The organism is Lysobacter sp. A421 (genome assembly GCF_054052145.1).
In genome coordinates this window covers 126,721-142,213 of the sequence record NZ_JBSVRL010000005.1, presented here as the reverse complement: position 1 = coordinate 142,213, position 15,493 = coordinate 126,721, and the positions used below count along the sequence as shown (strand labels likewise).

The following is a 15,493-nucleotide window of genomic DNA, read 5'->3' as shown; positions in this document are numbered from 1 at the left end:
AAGTTAGTTGCCGGCAGGGCTTGGCAGGTTCTGCAGCTGCTGGGTGAGGAAGGAGCTGGTGCTTTGCAACTTCGAGATCATCACGTCCAGCGCGGTGAACTGGCGCAGGTACCGGGCTTCCACGCCTTCGATCCGGCGGTCGAAGTTTTCCCGGTCGGTCGCCAGCGATTCCAGGCGTGAGTTGAGGGCATTGGTGCGGCCCTGGATCAAACCCTCGTCGCCGACCCAGGACTTCAACGAACCGGCCATGGTTTTCTGCAACCCGCCGTCGCCACCAAACAGGCGTGACACCGCTTCGGGGTCGGCGGCCATGGCGGCGTCGAACTTGGCGCCGTCCATGCTCAACGAGCCGTCCACTTCGGTCTTGAAGCCGAGCGCGGCCAACTGTGAGTAGTTGGCGCTGATGGTATTGCGCAGGCTGGAGGTGATGGAACGCGGCGCGGAATCTCCGCTTAGCGGTGCGCCGCTGCTGGCTTCCCCGCCGGCCGCGCTTTGTGTGCCCAATGCGGACAGGGCCGTGTTGTAGGCACTGATAAAGCCCAGCAACTTGGCTTTCAACGGGCTGGCATCGGCGCTCAGGTCCAGCGAGAACGTCTCCCCCGGCTGGGCTTTGGTCAGATCCAGGGTGATGCCGTCGATCGCGCCGTCGAGGCGGTTGCTGCTGCTGGTGTGGGTGAGCCCATCGATGACCACGCGTGCATCGTTGCCCGGGTCGGTGACCGTCATGCTGCCACTGGTGGTGTCCAGCGCCGCCAGACCGCCGTCACCACCGGTGGCAGTGACTTGCAACCGGCCTTCGCTGCCGGTCTCGGTGGAGGCCAGCACCAACACGTCGCCGGCATCGCTGTGAACCAGCGTTGCGGTGACACCCTTGCCGCCGGCCTGGGCGTTGATGGCGTCGCGGATATCGGCCAGCGAGCCCTTGCCCTCCTCGATGGTGACCTCGATGGGTTCACCGTCGCCCATGGTGATCGACAGGTTGCCGTGGCCCAGCTGGGTGTCCTTGGCCAGGGCGGCGGACTGCAATTTATGGGTGGTGGCCAGGCTTTCTACGGCGATCTGGTAACTGCCAAGGGCGGCCTTTTCGGTGGCGGTCGCGGTAAAGCCGGCGTCGCTGCCAACGGTGACCTTGCGGCCCAGTGAGGCGCCAATGCCGTCCAGTTTCGCCAGCGTGTCCTGGAGCCCGGACAAGCCGCTGCTGACCTTGCCGAAGGCGGAGATCTGCGCCTTGGTGGTGCTCTCGATCCGGTCGAAGCGGCGGTCGCCCGGCGCGCGCTCGGCCGCTACCAGCTGGGGTACCAGATCGGTGAGGCCGGATGCAAACCCTGGGCTGGAAATGGAAGCCACGCGCGTCTCCTTTGAGTGATGGCTGATGGGCCCGGGTAACCGACCCCGACAACAGACCCGACAGCAGACCCGTCAACCAAGCAAGAACCGTTCCGATGGATTGGCGGCGGCTTAGGCCCGCCGGTCCAGCTCTCAAGGTATCGGCCAGCGCTGGCAAACCTTTAGCCATACCTTGAACCGCATCACTTTCCCCGTCCCGAAAACCAGCGCACAAAAAAACCGGCCAGGGCAAAAAGCCACTGACCGGTCGGGGTTCCCAGGGGAGGGAGATTAACGCAGCAGGCTGAGCACGTTCTGCGGCACCTGGTTGGCCTGGGCCAGCATCGCGGTACCGGCCTGGGCCAGGATCTGGGTGCGGCTCAGGTTGGCGGTTTCCTTGGCGTAGTCGGCGTCCACGATCCGGCTGCGGGCCGCGGACAGGTTCTCCGAGCTGGTCTGCAGGTTGGTCACCACCGAGGTGAAGCGGTTCTGGATCGCACCCAGGTCGGCGCGTGAGGAGTTGACGTCATTCAACGCCGCGTCCATGGCCAGGATCATGTTGTCAGCTGCGTCGGCGCTCAGGACGTTCTGTGCCTGGAAGCCGTCGGTGGTGGCGCCGACTGTCTCGGTGGCGGCAGTGTCGGCGACGGTCAAGCCGGTTGCGGCGGCTGTTGCCGTTGCATTGGCGGTGTTGCCGGCGATCTTGATGCCATCCTCGCTGGTGGAGGTAAGCGTCAACACGCCGGCGGCATTGGTGGCCGACACGCCAGTCTCGGCAGTCTTGGCATTGATGGCTGCTATCAGGTTGTCACCCTGGGTGGTCGCATCCGTACCGGCATTGACCGCACCGATGTCCACGCCATTGATGGTCAGGTCGCCAGCCGCCAAAGCGGTCTGTGCGGTGTTGGCAGTACTGGCGACGGTTGAGGCGTAGGTGCTGGGGGCCGTCCAGGTACCGAGTGAGTCGATGTTGGCATTGGCCATGCCGCTGACGGTAATGGTCTGGCCCTGGTTGGCGCCGATCTGGAATACAGCATCGCCAAAGCTGCCATCGAGCAACTTCTTGCCGTTGAAGTCGGTATGTTCGGCGACGCGCTGGATCTCGGACTTCAGCTGGCTGACTTCGGCGTTCAGTGCAGCGCGATCGGAGTCGGAGTTGGTGGCGTTACGCGACTGCACCGCCAGTTCACGGATGCGCTGCAGGTTGTTGCCGATCTCGCCCAGCGCGCCTTCGGCGGTCTGCGCCAGGGAGATGCCGTCGTTGGCGTTGCGGGCGGCCTGGTCCATGCCGCGGATCTGGGTGGTGAAGCGCTCGGAGATCGCCAGGCCGGCGGCGTCGTCCTTGGCGCTGTTGATGCGCAGGCCCGAGGACAGGCGCTGGATGGTGGTGCCCAGGTCGGCGCTGTTGCTGGCCAGATTGCGCTGGGCATTGAGCGACATTACGTTGGTGTTGATGACAGACATGGTGTGGTTCTCCTGGAAGGGATGCCGGTGTGGGACCGGTAGCTCGCAGGGGCGTCGCTGTAATCAGGACTTGTCCGCTGCTGAGAAAGGTAACGGCATCAGCCTTGGAAGCTTTAGCGAAAACTTGCCAATCAACCCAGTTTGTTGAACAGCGACAGGCCCTGGATCCGCAGGGTCACCGTCTGGGCGGCCTCCAGGGCGGTGAGTTGCATTGCGAACTCGGAGGCGGCCTCGGCGTAGTTGACATCGCGCAAGCCAGACAGGGTGGCCTCCAGCGACAGCTTGGTGGCACTGCGGCTTTCTTCGGCCGCGTCCAGTGCCGACAAGCGGTTGCCGGTACTGGCGCGCGCGGCAATCATGTGCTCCTGGGCGCGGCTCAGGTCGCCCAGACCGGCAGTGAGTGCGTTGGTCAGGCGGGCGGTGTCGGCGGCGGAGTCGCCCGGCGCGTCGAGTGCATCGGCCAGTGACTGCAACGTGCCGAAAATGTCGTTCTGCGGCGCCCGCCCGACACCGAAGCTGTCGCCGGCGGCAGGTGCACCATTGATCTTCAACTGCACGCCACCGGCATTGATGGTCTCGCCTTTCTCCCACGTGCCAGTGGCAATCTCGGCGCCGCCAGCATCGAGCACCCGATACTGATCGGCGGCAGTGAACTCCACGGTGATGGCGCCGCCGCTCCAGGCACCGTGGTCGGTGACACTGGCCGATTGCAGCACGCCGCTACCGGTGTTGGCCGCGTCCGCACGGCCACGCACGATGCCGTCGCCGGTCGGCACCCGCATGAACAGCTCGCTGCCGGGGTCGGCATCGCGCAAGCCAAGGCCGGGGGCAACGTCAAGGTCGTTCTGGCCGTCGTTGCCGGTATAGGTGACGGTGCCGCCGTTGTCGGTAAACGGCACCACGCCGTCGCGGGTGCCGGCAAACAGGGCGCGGCCGGAGCCGTCGGTGGTGTTGCCGATGGAGATCATCTCCGCGCGAAGGTGGCGCAGTTCGATGGCAATGGTCTTGCGGTCGTCGGCCGACAGCGTCGGGGTGTTGGCCTGTATGACCAGGTCGCGGGCGCGGGTCAGGCGGTCGTTGGCGCTGGTGAGTGCGTGCTCTTGCAGGTTCAGGCGGCGGTCGAGGTGGCCGGCGCTGGTTTTGTAGCTGTCCAGCGCGGCCAGCGCGTGGTCCAGGCCTTGCGAGGTGGCGGCCGCGGCGGGCGCCTCGCCGGCACGGGAATAAAGCACTCCGGTGGTCATCTGCTCGTGGGTGCGAACCATTTCGGACTGGCGCTGCAGCATGCTCTGCAGCCCCTGTGCGTACATCCCGGCGGTGGAAATTCTCATGGGAGCGGTCTCATCGGTGCGGTTCGGTCAACGCGGCGGCGATCAGCGGCGGACGGCGCTGAGCAGGGACTGGAACAGGGTGTCGGCGGTGGCGATGATCTGCGCGGCGGCCTGGTAGGCCTGCTGGTAGCGCAGCAGGTTGGTGGCCTCCTCGTCCAGGTTGACGCCCGAAAGCGATTCGCGCTCGGCCGTGACCTGGCCGTGGATCGCCGTTTGCACCTCCAGGTTGAGCTCGGCGTGGCGCGCATCGCCGCCGACCTTGCCGGTCAACTGCGCCAGCCCGGCGGTCAGGTCCAGGGTTCCGCCATTGAGGATGTCCTGCTCATCCATCCCGGCCAGTTGGCGTGCGTTGCTGTTGTCGGACGAACGTGGCGGGGTGGGCGACAGGCTGAACTGGTCGCCCGCGGCGGGCGTGCCATCCAGCTCCAGCGACCAGCCGTCGCCGCTGATCGGAGTGCCGGGGCTGTACGGGAACGGACCCGCGCCATCGATGGTGTACTGGCCGGCATCGATGAATTCGATGCTGGCACCGGCAAAGCCCGCGAATGCAGCGGCATCGGTGATCTTGCTGGAACCGGTCTTGGCGGTTCCCAGGTTGCCGCTGTCGGCGCTGACTTCCAGTGGTGCAGCGGCGGCGATGGAATTGGGGTCGGTCAGCGCCATTTTCAGCCCGCCGGCAACCCCTGCGGTCGGGCGCAGGGAGAACCGGTCGCCATTGGCCGGGGTGCCGGCGAGGACCAGCTCGACGCCGTCAACCCGCAACGGGTCGGCGGCGGTGCCGGTGCCGGTGATGGCGACCGGCTCGCCGGTATCGCTGCGGGTCGCGGCCCAGCTGCCGGCATCGAAACGCAGCACCAGGTCGTTGCCCTTCAGCGTGCCCAGGTCGCCAATGCTGGCGCTGAGCACGGCATCGCCGGCATTGCCGGCATGGCGGTCGATGCGCGGTGCCGGCAGGGTAAAAAAGTCGCTGCCCGGTTTGCCGTGGTAGTCCACGCCGGCGCGTTGGGTGGCGTTGAAACTTTCGGCGAACGCGGTCGCCAGCCGGCCCAGTTCGGCGCGCGCGGGGTCGAGCACGCGACTGCGGAACTCCAGCAGGCCGCCGACTTCACCCGACACGGTGGTCGCCGAGAGCGGGATCGAGCCGCCGCCGGCGGTTTCCAGTGACAGTTGCACCCGGTCGGCGCGGTAAGGGTCGGCAACGGTTCCCAAGCTCATGGCGCGGCTGCCCAGCACCATTGGCTGGCCGCCGGTGGTGAACACGTTGATCGAGCCGTCGTCCTGGGCGACGGTCTCCGCGCCCACCAGGTTGGCCAGTTGGTCGATCCGGACCGCGCGCTGGTCGAGCATGTCGGGCGCGGCATTGCTGCCGGCGGCGGCAATGTCGCGATTGAGGATCGCGATTTCGCCGGCCAGCTGGTTGGCGGTGGCGACCTGGGCCTTGATGCGCTGGTCAACCTGGTCTTCCTGCGTCGCCATCTGCGCGTCCAGGTTGCCCCAGCGCGTAGCGAGCTGGTTGCCTGCGGCAATCAGTGCGTTGCGCGCCGTCCCCGAGGTGGGCTCGGCCGTGACCCCTTCGGCGGCGGCAAAGAAGGCCGACCAGGGGGTTGCCAGACTGCTGGCCGAGTCCGAGACCAACTTGTCCAGCCGGATCGACATCGACGACAGTTGGCCGAGTCGGCCAATCTCGGCGCTGCTGTCGATCTGGCGGCCAAATACCAGCCCATCGGCCAGTCGCTGCAGCCCGGCGACGTCCACCCCGGCGCCGATGTAGCCGGCCGTGGTGCTTTGCCCGAAGCGCGCTTCCAGATCTACACGCTGGCGGCTATAGCCCGGCGTGGACGCGTTGGCGACGTTGTGGCCAACGGTGTTGAGTGCGCGCTGGAACGCGAGCAGGGCCGAACTTCCGGTGGATAGCAGTCCGCTCATGGTCAGCCTCGGGTGGTGGTGTCGGGTAGCGCGGCGAAGGTGCGGCCGTGGGCGTCATCAAGGGTTTCCAGCGCGCGGCGGAGGGTCGGTCCGTTGGCAATCGCGGAGATCTTGGCGGCGTAAGCCGGATCGGTGGCGTAGCCAGCCTTTTGCAATGCGTTGGCAAAGCGGGAGGTGTCTTCGCCGGAGGCAAGTGCGCCGGCATAGCGGTCGTTATGCATCAGCCGTCGGTAATCGGCGAAGCTTTCGTGCACCGAGCCATAGGCGCGGAACTGGGCGCGGGTCTCGACGCGGCGGCCATTGACGAACTCATGGGTGCCTGAGTCGACGCGCTTGCCGTCCCAGTGGCCGCTGGCCTTGATGCCAAACAGATTGTGCGAGCCATCGCCGCCAACCAGGCGCCGGCCCCAGCCGGTCTCCAGCGCGGCCTGGGCGACCAGTGCCTTTGGCGATACCCCCAGCTCGCGCGCGGTTTCCACCGCGTGTGGCCAGATCGACTGTACGAAGGCTTCCGGGCTGCTGCAGTCAAGTTGGGCGTTGGGGTCGCAAGGGCCGTCGACATGACCGGGGGCGCCGATCCCATTCGATATGGCCGCTGGCTCCGGCGCAGGCGGCAACGGCGCCAGCGCCGGCAACGAAACGCCGCCATGGCTGGGCGCCAGCGACAAGCCGGTCATTATCGTTGCTCCCGGCAGTGGCATTGGCAGCGGCAGGTTCTTCATCAACGCCATCGGCATCGCCTCGCTCGCGGTCGGGCTCATGGGCAGGCTGCGCGACAGTTGGCGCTCGATCATTGGTGCCAGGCCCAGGCCGCGGCCCTTGCTCATTTCCTTGGCCAGTTGCTGGTCGTACATGTCGCGGTACATGGTGTTGTCGCCCAGCATCGAGTCACCAAAACTGGTGCTGCGCATCGACTTGAGCATCATCTGGGCAAACTGCGACTCCAGCTCGCGTGCAGCGGTTTGCAACCGTTCGCGCGAGGCGTCGGGAGGTTGCAGTGGCAGGGCGGTGGCGGAAGGCAGGCGCATGGCGTGGTCGCTAGATCACCTCGAGCTCGGCGCGCAATGCACCCACGCGCTTGAGGGCTTCCAGGATGGCAACGATGTCACCGGGGGCGGCGCCTACCGCGTTCACTGCACGCACGATGGCCTGCAGTGAGCTGCCACCTTCAAACAGGAACATGCGGTTACCGCTCTCGCTGATCTCGATCGAGGATTCGGGCATCACGGCGGTGACGCCATCGCTGAACGGGCCGGGTTGGCTGATCTGCGCGCTTTCCACGATCGACACCGTCAGCGAGCCGTGCGAGACCGCTGCCGGCAGCACGGTGACATGGCCACCCATGACCACGGTGCCGGTGCGGGCATTGACGATGACCTTGGCCGCCGCCGCGCCGGGGCTGACGTCCAGCGCTTCGAGCTGGGCCAGGAAGCCGATGCGGTTATCGGACGGCGGCGTGATCTCGATGGTGACGCCGTCCACCGCGTGGGCGCGGCCGGGACCGAATGCCTGGTTGATCGCAGCGACCAGGCGCGAGGCGGTGGTGAAGTCGAATTCGTGCAGATTGAGGGTGATGTTGCCAGTGGGCGCCGCACCGCCGGGGACGGCACGCTCGACAATGGCCCCGTTGGGAATGCTTCCGCCATTGGGTGCGTTGACCGAAATCCGCGACCCGTCACGGCCGGAGGCGCCAAAGCCGCTGACCACCACGTTGCCCTGGGCAATCGCATAGACCTGCCCGTCGGCGCCCTTCAGTGGCGCCATCAGCAGGCTGCCGCCGCGCAGTGAACCCGCGTTGCCGATCGAGGACACGCTGACGTCGATCGATTGGCCGGGCTTGGCATAGGGCGGCAGCTCGGCATGGATCGCGACAGCCGCGACGTTTTTCAGCTGCGGGTTGACGCCATCGGGCAGGGTGACGCCCAACTGCTCGAGCATCGTCTTCAGGCTTTGCACGGTGAACTGGGTCTGGCTGGTGCGGTCACCGCTGCCATCCAGGCCCACGACCAGCCCGTAGCCGATCAGCGCGTTGCCGCGTACGCCGGCCACCTGGGCGAGATCCTTGACCCGCTCGGCGCAGGCCGGGCCGGCGGCAAACAAGGCCAGCAGGACAAAGGTGGCGATGGACTTGATGGTTGGACGCATGCTGGTGGTCCTCAATACGGGAAGGCGGCGGAGTTGAAGAACCGGCCAAGCCAGCCCATCGCATTGGAACGCGCCAGCGTGCCGCGACCGCCATAGACGATCTGGGCATTGCCGACGCGGTCGGAAGTGATGCGGTTGTCAGGCCCGATATCGGCCGTGCGTACGATTCCTTGAACCTGGACCAGTTCATCACCCTGGTTCAGGCGCATCTGCTTCTGGCCACTGACCAGCAGGTTGCCGTTACCCAGTTCGCGGACCACAGTCACGGTGACTTCACCGTCCAGGCGGTTGCTCTGGGTGGAGTCACCGGCGCCATTGAAGTCACGCCCGGCCTCGACTTCGGCCTGCAGGATCGACTGCCCGTTGTAGGTCACCGGCACCCCGGCAAGCACCGGTGCGCCCAGGCTGAAGCCCGAGTCCTTGGTCACGGCGGTCTTCGCGCGCGAGGTGGACGAGGTGCGTTCGATCAGCACGATGGTCAACAAGTCGCCCACGTTGCGGGCCTTGTTGTCCTGGAACAGTTGCAAGCCGTTGTTACTGTTGCTGGCATAGATGGAGCCGACGCTGGCCTGGCCCGACCGGACTGGCGGTGCCACCGCGGGCATCGCATGGCCCGGCATGGCCGCGATGTCGGGGTCGGCGAGCGGGACCATTGGCGCGAACGGACGCACATCGCCCACCAGGCTGGCACAGCCGGATAACGCGAGCATCGCGGTGCACGCCAGTGCCCAGCCGCGAACGCGAACGCCGGATGCCGGAGCGAAGTCGGTCATGGCAGTCACAGGTTCTGGTTGAGGAAGCCGAGCATCTGGTCGACGGTCGAGATGGCCTTGGCGTTGGTCTCGTACGCGCGCTGGGTCTCGATCATCGACACCAGCTCCTCGACCGTGTTGACGTTGCTGCCTTCCAGCGCCCCCTGCTGCAGCAAGCCCGCGCCGTTCTCGCCCGGGGCGCCGACCTGGGCCGGGCCGCTGGCACCGGTCTCCACGTACAGGTTGCCGCCCTTGGCCTGCAGCCCGGCGGGGTTGATGAAGTCGGCGACCGACAACGCGCCGATCTGGACCCCTTCGGCCTGGCCGGCGAGCTGGACGGTGACCGTGCCATCGCCGGCAATGGTCACGGCCTGCGCGCCTTCGGGGAGCTGCAAGCCGGGCTGCACCGGGTAGCCGGCGTTGGTCACCAGCTCGCCTTGCGAGTTGATCTGGAAGCTGCCGTCGCGGGTGTAGGCCGGGTTGCCATCGGGCATCAGCACCTCGAAGAATCCGCGACCGTTGATGGCCACGTCCAGGGCATTGCCAGTCTGGGCCAGGTTGCCCTGGGTGAACTGCTTGGCGGTGGCGGCAACCCGCACGCCGGTGCCGGTGGACAGGCCACTGGGCAGCTGGGTCTGCTCGGACGATGCACCGCCGGGCTGACGCACGGTCTGGTAAAGCAGGTCCTCGAAGCTGGCGCGGTCGCGCTTGAAGCCGGTGGTATTGGTATTGGCGAGGTTGTTGGAGATCACCGCCATGCGCGTCTGCTGCGCGTCGAGGCCGGTCTTGGCGATCCAAAGTGCCTGGGTCATGGGGAATACTCCGAAGAATTCTGGTGGGTCGGTGGATCAGCGCGAGGACAACAACGAGTTGCTCGCCTGTGCGTTCTCGTCAACGCTCTGCAAGACCCGTACCTGCATCTCGAACTGGCGTGACAGCTGGATCATCGAGACCAGCATCGCGGTGGGGTCGACGTTGCTCTGCTCCAGCGCACCGGCGGTCAGTACCTCACCGGCGGCCGGAGCCAGCGGCGCGGCGCCGGCGGGCAGGCGCATCAGCCCATCCTCACCACGCTCCAGCTGATCGGTACGTGCGGCGGCCACTTGCAACCGGCCGGCTTCGGCGACGGTGTTCGCTGGCTGGCCGAGCGGGACGATCGAGATGGTGCCGTCACTGCCGATGTGCAGCGACTCGTGGGGCGGAATCGCCACCGGCGCGCCCCGCTGGTCAAGCACCGTCAACCCGGTCGCGGTGGTGAGCAGCCCGTTGCGGCTCAGCTTGAGGTCGCCGGCACGGGTATAGGCGACATCGCCATTGGGTGCCTGCACGGCCAGCCAACGGTCCTGGTCCAGCGCGACATCCAGCACGTTGCCGGTGATGTTGATCGCCCCCGGTGAGGCGCTGACACCCAGGGTGCGGAATGCCGCCGCGACACGCGAGCCATGGCCGTCGCCACCCACCGGGCTGGCCACGGTGCCAGCCAGGGTGGCCTGGAAACCGATGGTGTCGGTGTTGGCGAGGTTGTGCGAGACCGACGCCTGTGCCCGCAAGGTGGCGCTTGCGCCGGTCATCGCCACATAGGCGGCCTTGTCGATCATCGGGTTTGCCTCGTTGGTGGCAGACGGCCGCGCATCAGCGGATGTTGATCACGGTCTGGGTGATCTGGTCCTGGGTGGAAATCATCTGCGCGTTGGCCTGGAAGTTGCGCTGGGCCGTGATCATGTTGACCAGCTGCGCGGTCAGGTCGACGTTGGAGGCCTCCAGTGCGCCGCCCTGGACCAGACCGAGCTCGGAGGAACCGGCGCTGCCAAGACGTGCGTCGCCGGACTCGGCGGTCTCGGCCCATCCGTTGTTGCCCAGCGATTGCAGGCCCTGTGGGTTGGCGAAGTTGGTCAGGGCGACCTGGCCCAGGGGGGTGGACACGCCATTGGTGTAACGGGCGTTGACCACGCCTTCGGCGGAGACCTCGATGCCGGTCAGGCGGCCGGTGGCGTACCCGTCCTGGGCCAGCGAAGAGACGCCAAACTTGTTGCCGTACTGCGTGGAGCCGCCCAGGTCCAGGGTGAGCGCCATCGGCGCGGCGCCATTACCGGGGTCGAAAGCGGGCATCGGGAAGGTGCCGGGGTTGGGCGTTTGCAATGCGCCGGTGTCGGAGTATTGCAAGGTGGTCGGCGCGCCGGTGGTGGTGCCATCGATCGAGGTATGGACCTGCCACTGGTTGGGGTTGGCGGTTTTTACGAAGTGCAACGACTGGGTGTGGGCCGCGCCCAGCGAGTCGTAGACCGTCAGCGAGGTGGTGTGGTTGTAGGTGGTCGGGTCGTTGGCATCAAAGGGGGTGATCGCGGGCACTTTGGCGTCGGCCGGCAGGTTGGTGCCGATATCGACCTTGCCGGTGGCCTGGGGCGGTGCGTCGCCCACGGCCAGCTGCAGATCGCCCATACGGCCGGTATCGAAGCCGGTGCCGCTGGCATTGGGCAGAAATACCTGCAGGCGGTTGCCACTGGGATTGACCACGTAGCCTTCACTGTCGGCTCCGAAGTTGCCGGCACGCGAATAGACGTTCGCGCCGTTGTCGGACAGGGTGAAGAAGCCTTCGCCGCTGATCGCCAGGTCCAGCGCCTTGCCGCTGAACTCGATATTGCCCTGGTCGAACTGTTGCGCGACCTGGGCCAGCTTCACCCCGGAGCCAATCGCATTGCGCGACAAGCCGTAGCCCGAGACCGGGAATACGTCGGCAAACTCGGCGCGCGATTGCTTGAAGCCGCTGGTGTTGGCGTTGGCGATGTTGTTGGAGGTGACGTTGAGGTCGGACGTGGCCGCGTTCATGCCACTGAGCGAGATGCGAAAACTCATGCTGTGTGCTCCTGGAAAATCGGGGTTGGGCGGCGGTCAGCCGATGCGACGGATCGACGACAGTGGGTGACTGCCGAGGCCGGAAAGATTGAGCACGAGTCCGGTCGGCTCGATGGATACGCTGTCCACGTGCGCGGCCAGGCGCAGGTCCAGGGCCTCCGCTTCCTTGCCCACGCCACTGCTGGCGCGGATGGAGTAGGTGCCGGCGGCAATCGGGTCGCCGCTGTCATTGCGGCCGTCCCATTCCCACGCCACGTTGCCGGCCGCGCCGGCCTCGACGGTGGTCTTGCGCACGATCGCGCCGGCGCTGTCGACGATCTCGATCTGGACCGTGCCGGGAGCCATGGCAACCAGCTCGCCACGTGCGCCAGCGCCTGCAGCAAGCTCGACGGTGTCGGCTTCCACCAGCGCTTCGCGTCCGACCAGACTGGCTGCGCGCAGCGTCTGGTCGGACTCCATCACGCTGGCCATCGAGCCCATGGCGCTTTGCATGTCCTCGATGCCCTGCACGGTGGAAAACTGCGCCAGCTGGCCGAGGAACTGGTTGTTGTCCAGCGGTTTGAGCGGGTCCTGGTTCTTCAGTTGCTCGGTCATCAGGCGCAGGAAATCGGCCTGTCCCAATGTCGTGTCGCGGGCGGTCTGCTGGTTGCCCAGCCCGAGGGCGCCGTAGGGATTGTCGTTGTTGGTCGCGGGGATGCTGGTCATGGGGTCATCTCGTCGGTCGGGTGGGCTACTTGCCCATGTTCAAGGTCGCCATGGCCAGTTCCTTGGCGGTATTGAAAACCTCCACGTTGGCCTGGTAGCTGCGCGAGGCGGAAATCATGTCGACCATCTGTGCGACCGGGTCGATATCGGGTGCATAGACATAGCCGTCCGCGTCGGCCAGCGGATGGCCGGGTTCGTAGCGACGCAACGGGGCGGCGTCGGACTGGGTCACGTCGTCGACCTGCACCCCGGCAAGCCCCGGTTGTCCGGCCACCGGGGTGGCGGAGAACACCGGGTGCAAGGGGCGATAGACCGCATCCGGGTTGCCGGCTACCGAGTCCGCATTGGCCAGGTTGCTGGCCACGGTGCTCAGCCGCACCGATTGGGCGTTCATCGCCGAGCCGGCGACGTCGAAGATCGGAAGGTTGCTCATCCTGGTTCCCCTTACTGCCCGGTGATCGCGGTCAACATCCCGCGTACCTTCGACTCCACGAACGACATCGAGGCCCGGTACTCCAGCGAGGCCTGGGCGAAGCTCGCCTTGGCGCGCTCGGCGTCCACGGTGTTGCCGTCCATGCTGGGCTGGGAGGAGGTCGGGGCGTAAAGCGCGGCCTGGGCGGCGTTGCCAATCGCGTCGCCAAGGCCGGCGCTCGGTTGCAGCGCGGCGCGCAAGGCGCTGCCGAAGTCCATGTCCTGGGCCTGGAAGCCCGGGGTGTCGGCGTTGGCGATGTTGGATGCGAGCAGTTGCAGGCGTTGCTCGCGCAAGGCCAGTGCGGTGCCATGGATACCAAGGAAATCGGACATTGCGCCCTCCGGGGTGCGGATTCCCCCCGGATCAAGCAAGCGGCGTGCCACAGCCGCTGCAGTTGGGCGTCAGCAGGCCTTCTGGAGTGCGTTCATCCGGGCGGCAATGCGTTGCGCCAGCTCATGCTCGGAGTACTTGGGGACGAAGTCGTCCGCCCCCACGCGCTCCACCATGGCGTGGTTGAACACGCCCGACAGCGAGGTGTGCAGCAGTACATACAGCCCCCGCAGCATCGGGTCGCGTCGGATTTCCGTCGTCAGCGTGTAACCGTCCATTGCCGGCATCTCTATATCGGAGATCACCATGGCGTAGCGCTGCTGGGGCGGCAGGCCGCTTTCTGCCAGTTGCTGCAGGTGTTCCAGGGCCTGGCGACCATCCGAAAGCAGGGTCGAAGGCAGCCCAAGCTGATCCAGCACCGCACGGATCTGGTTGCGGGCCACGCGCGAGTCATCCACAACCAGCACTTCCTGCGGTGACCCAGCAGTGGGCTGCAATGCGACGATGCCGCTGGCGTCGCTGGCCCTGGGCGACGACTCGGCCAACACGCTCTCCACGTCGATCAGCTGGATCAGCTCGCCATGATGGCGGGTTACGCCGGTCAGGTAATTGCCTTCTCCGCCCAGGTCGGGTGGCGGCTGGATATCCTCGACGGCGACGTTGACGATCCGGTCCACGCCGGCCACCAGGAAGCCCTGCACGCTTCGGTTGAACTCGGTGACCACCAGGTAGGCCGGCGGCGGCGCGCCGCCGGTGTCATAGCCGATCGCCCGTGCCAGATCGAGCACCGGAACGGTGCGGCCGCGGATATCGGCCGCGCCGTTGAACGCTGCCGGCAGTTGCGGCAGGGTGAACAACGGCGGACGGGGGATGACCTCCTGGACCTTGAATACGTTGACGCCAAAAAGCTGACGTTGGCCCAGCCGGAACAACAGCAATGCCAGTCGGTTGTGACCGGCCAGGCGGGTACGTTGGTCGATTCGGTCCAGCAGTTGGTGGCTCATGGACAGGTTGTCGGCCTTGCCCGGCAGTTCTTGAGTCATCGCCCGCCACCCCGCGAGATCGCCCGCGGCATGCAAATTGCTTGTGCAATGGCTGACCTCCTGCGTGAGATGCATTTTGCTTCCGTCCCGTTCTCGACCCTGGTGTCGTTGCCTGTCGCTATCAACACTGCTGGTTGCTGCGTTTGCGCTGCCGTCCGGTGCCCAGGCAACCCGACCGGCCGACATCCGCGAGGCCGCGTTGGCGGCCCTGGGCGTTGCCGGGACCGGCTCGGAAGCCATGGTCGATCCGGCATTACAACTGGCAACCTGTACTACGCCACTGAAGGCCGTGCCAACCGGGCCGCATACGGTCCAGGTCCGCTGCGACGATGCGCCCGGCTGGCGCCTTTACGTGCCGGTGCGGGTTCGCCGGGAGGCCGATGTCGTGGTGCTGACCAAGGCCGTCCCTGCCGGGCAGCTGATTACCGCCGCCGACGTGGTGGTGCGTCGGCGGGACATGGCCGGCGCTGGCGGCAAGGGCTTTCGTGAACCCGGGGCGGTCATCGGCCTGACCGCGGTCCAGGGGCTGGTGCCGGGTGCGGCATTGACCGATGCCGACCTGGCCGATGGCCCGCTACTCAAGCGTGGTGATCCGGTCATGCTGGTCTCGCGCATCGGCGGGGTGGAAGTGCGGATGGCCGGTCGTGCGCTGGGCCGCGCAGAGCCGGGGGCCACGGTCGCGGTTGAGAACCTGGCGTCGCGGCGCATCATCCGTGGCCGCCTGGTCGGCGATGGCGTGGTTGAAGTGACGCGCTGAAATTGTTGGCGCCATTGGCTAAAGTTCCTTCCGGGCCGGTCGTTACCGGGGTCGACGAGCAATCAGGAGTTAAGTGATGTCCAACCAGATCAATGGCGCCCCGCCGCCCGCCGCCCGCGCGGCCGAGTTGGCAGCCCCCAGCCAGGCCCGCGTCCGTGCCGGTGGAGACCGTTCCGAACCAGTGGCGGCGACACCGGCGACGGACCGCATGCTTTTAACCGGTGAGGCGGCGGGCCTGCAGGTCCTGGAGCGCTCCCTGGCCGCGCCGGCAGGCATCGACGTGGCCCGTGTGAACGAGGTTCGCGCGGCGCTGGCGGATGGCAGCTATCAGGTCGACCCGCAACAGGTCGCGTCGCGCATGCTGGCGTTCGAGGACGCATTGCTGAAATGAC

The 15,493-nt window shown here is 66.6% G+C and carries 16 protein-coding genes; 2 read left to right on the top strand and 14 right to left on the bottom strand.

Features of this window, described 5'->3' with window-relative positions; all coding sequences use genetic code 11:
* Window positions 1-3: 3 nt before the first annotated feature.
* From fliD to ACW7G6_RS13235, 14 genes are all read right to left on the bottom strand, one after another.
* Complete coding sequence (gene fliD / locus ACW7G6_RS13300; RefSeq protein WP_456998459.1) at window positions 4-1,347, bottom strand: flagellar filament capping protein FliD; 1,344 nt, start codon at window positions 1,345-1,347, stop codon at window positions 4-6.
* A 270-nt stretch (window positions 1,348-1,617) separates the two neighbouring features.
* Window positions 1,618-2,790 (bottom strand): flagellin, encoded by a 1,173-nt coding sequence (locus ACW7G6_RS13295; RefSeq protein WP_456980263.1) that lies wholly within the window; start codon window positions 2,788-2,790, stop codon window positions 1,618-1,620.
* Between the two features lie 131 nt (window positions 2,791-2,921).
* Window positions 2,922-4,118, bottom strand: coding sequence for a flagellar hook-associated protein FlgL (gene flgL, locus ACW7G6_RS13290; RefSeq protein ID WP_456998458.1), 1,197 nt, complete (start codon window positions 4,116-4,118; stop codon window positions 2,922-2,924).
* A 42-nt stretch (window positions 4,119-4,160) separates the two neighbouring features.
* On the bottom strand, window positions 4,161-6,044 hold the full coding sequence (flgK, locus tag ACW7G6_RS13285) for a flagellar hook-associated protein FlgK (RefSeq protein ID WP_456998457.1): 1,884 nt from the start codon (window positions 6,042-6,044) through the stop codon (window positions 4,161-4,163).
* A 2-nt stretch (window positions 6,045-6,046) separates the two neighbouring features.
* Complete coding sequence (flgJ, locus tag ACW7G6_RS13280; protein WP_456998456.1) at window positions 6,047-7,072, bottom strand: flagellar assembly peptidoglycan hydrolase FlgJ; 1,026 nt, start codon at window positions 7,070-7,072, stop codon at window positions 6,047-6,049.
* Between the two features lie 10 nt (window positions 7,073-7,082).
* Window positions 7,083-8,189, bottom strand: coding sequence for a flagellar basal body P-ring protein FlgI (locus tag ACW7G6_RS13275; protein ID WP_456960821.1), 1,107 nt, complete (start codon window positions 8,187-8,189; stop codon window positions 7,083-7,085).
* A gap of 11 nt (window positions 8,190-8,200) precedes the next feature.
* Window positions 8,201-8,962 carry a flagellar basal body L-ring protein FlgH gene (locus ACW7G6_RS13270; RefSeq protein ID WP_456980259.1) on the bottom strand — a complete coding sequence of 254 codons (762 nt, stop codon included), beginning with the start codon at window positions 8,960-8,962 and terminating at the stop codon, window positions 8,201-8,203.
* A gap of 5 nt (window positions 8,963-8,967) precedes the next feature.
* Window positions 8,968-9,753 carry a flagellar basal-body rod protein FlgG gene (gene flgG, locus ACW7G6_RS13265; RefSeq protein ID WP_456960823.1) on the bottom strand — a complete coding sequence of 262 codons (786 nt, stop codon included), beginning with the start codon at window positions 9,751-9,753 and terminating at the stop codon, window positions 8,968-8,970.
* A gap of 36 nt (window positions 9,754-9,789) precedes the next feature.
* The gene (locus ACW7G6_RS13260; protein ID WP_456980386.1) at window positions 9,790-10,536 is read right to left on the bottom strand and encodes a flagellar basal body rod protein FlgF; all 747 of its coding nucleotides are present in this window, start codon (window positions 10,534-10,536) and stop codon (window positions 9,790-9,792) included.
* A gap of 37 nt (window positions 10,537-10,573) precedes the next feature.
* Window positions 10,574-11,794, bottom strand: coding sequence for a flagellar hook protein FlgE (gene flgE, locus ACW7G6_RS13255; protein ID WP_456998455.1), 1,221 nt, complete (start codon window positions 11,792-11,794; stop codon window positions 10,574-10,576).
* A 36-nt stretch (window positions 11,795-11,830) separates the two neighbouring features.
* Complete coding sequence (locus ACW7G6_RS13250; RefSeq protein ID WP_456998454.1) at window positions 11,831-12,499, bottom strand: flagellar hook assembly protein FlgD; 669 nt, start codon at window positions 12,497-12,499, stop codon at window positions 11,831-11,833.
* 25 nt (window positions 12,500-12,524) lie between these two features.
* The gene (flgC, locus tag ACW7G6_RS13245; protein WP_456960826.1) at window positions 12,525-12,932 is read right to left on the bottom strand and encodes a flagellar basal body rod protein FlgC; all 408 of its coding nucleotides are present in this window, start codon (window positions 12,930-12,932) and stop codon (window positions 12,525-12,527) included.
* Window positions 12,933-12,943: 11 nt separating this feature from the next.
* Window positions 12,944-13,303, bottom strand: coding sequence for a flagellar basal body rod protein FlgB (gene flgB, locus ACW7G6_RS13240; protein WP_456998453.1), 360 nt, complete (start codon window positions 13,301-13,303; stop codon window positions 12,944-12,946).
* Window positions 13,304-13,372: 69 nt separating this feature from the next.
* The gene (locus tag ACW7G6_RS13235; protein ID WP_456998529.1) at window positions 13,373-14,305 is read right to left on the bottom strand and encodes a chemotaxis protein; all 933 of its coding nucleotides are present in this window, start codon (window positions 14,303-14,305) and stop codon (window positions 13,373-13,375) included.
* 115 nt (window positions 14,306-14,420) lie between these two features.
* Between ACW7G6_RS13235 and flgA the strand changes: the two genes are divergently transcribed.
* Together flgA and flgM are read left to right on the top strand one after the other, a co-directional pair.
* Window positions 14,421-15,101, top strand: coding sequence for a flagellar basal body P-ring formation chaperone FlgA (flgA, locus tag ACW7G6_RS13230; RefSeq protein WP_456980253.1), 681 nt, complete (start codon window positions 14,421-14,423; stop codon window positions 15,099-15,101).
* Window positions 15,102-15,177: 76 nt separating this feature from the next.
* A complete protein-coding gene (gene flgM / locus ACW7G6_RS13225) occupies window positions 15,178-15,492 on the top strand; it encodes a flagellar biosynthesis anti-sigma factor FlgM (RefSeq protein ID WP_456960830.1) in 315 nt (104 codons plus the stop codon).
* Window position 15,493 lies beyond the last annotated feature (1 nt).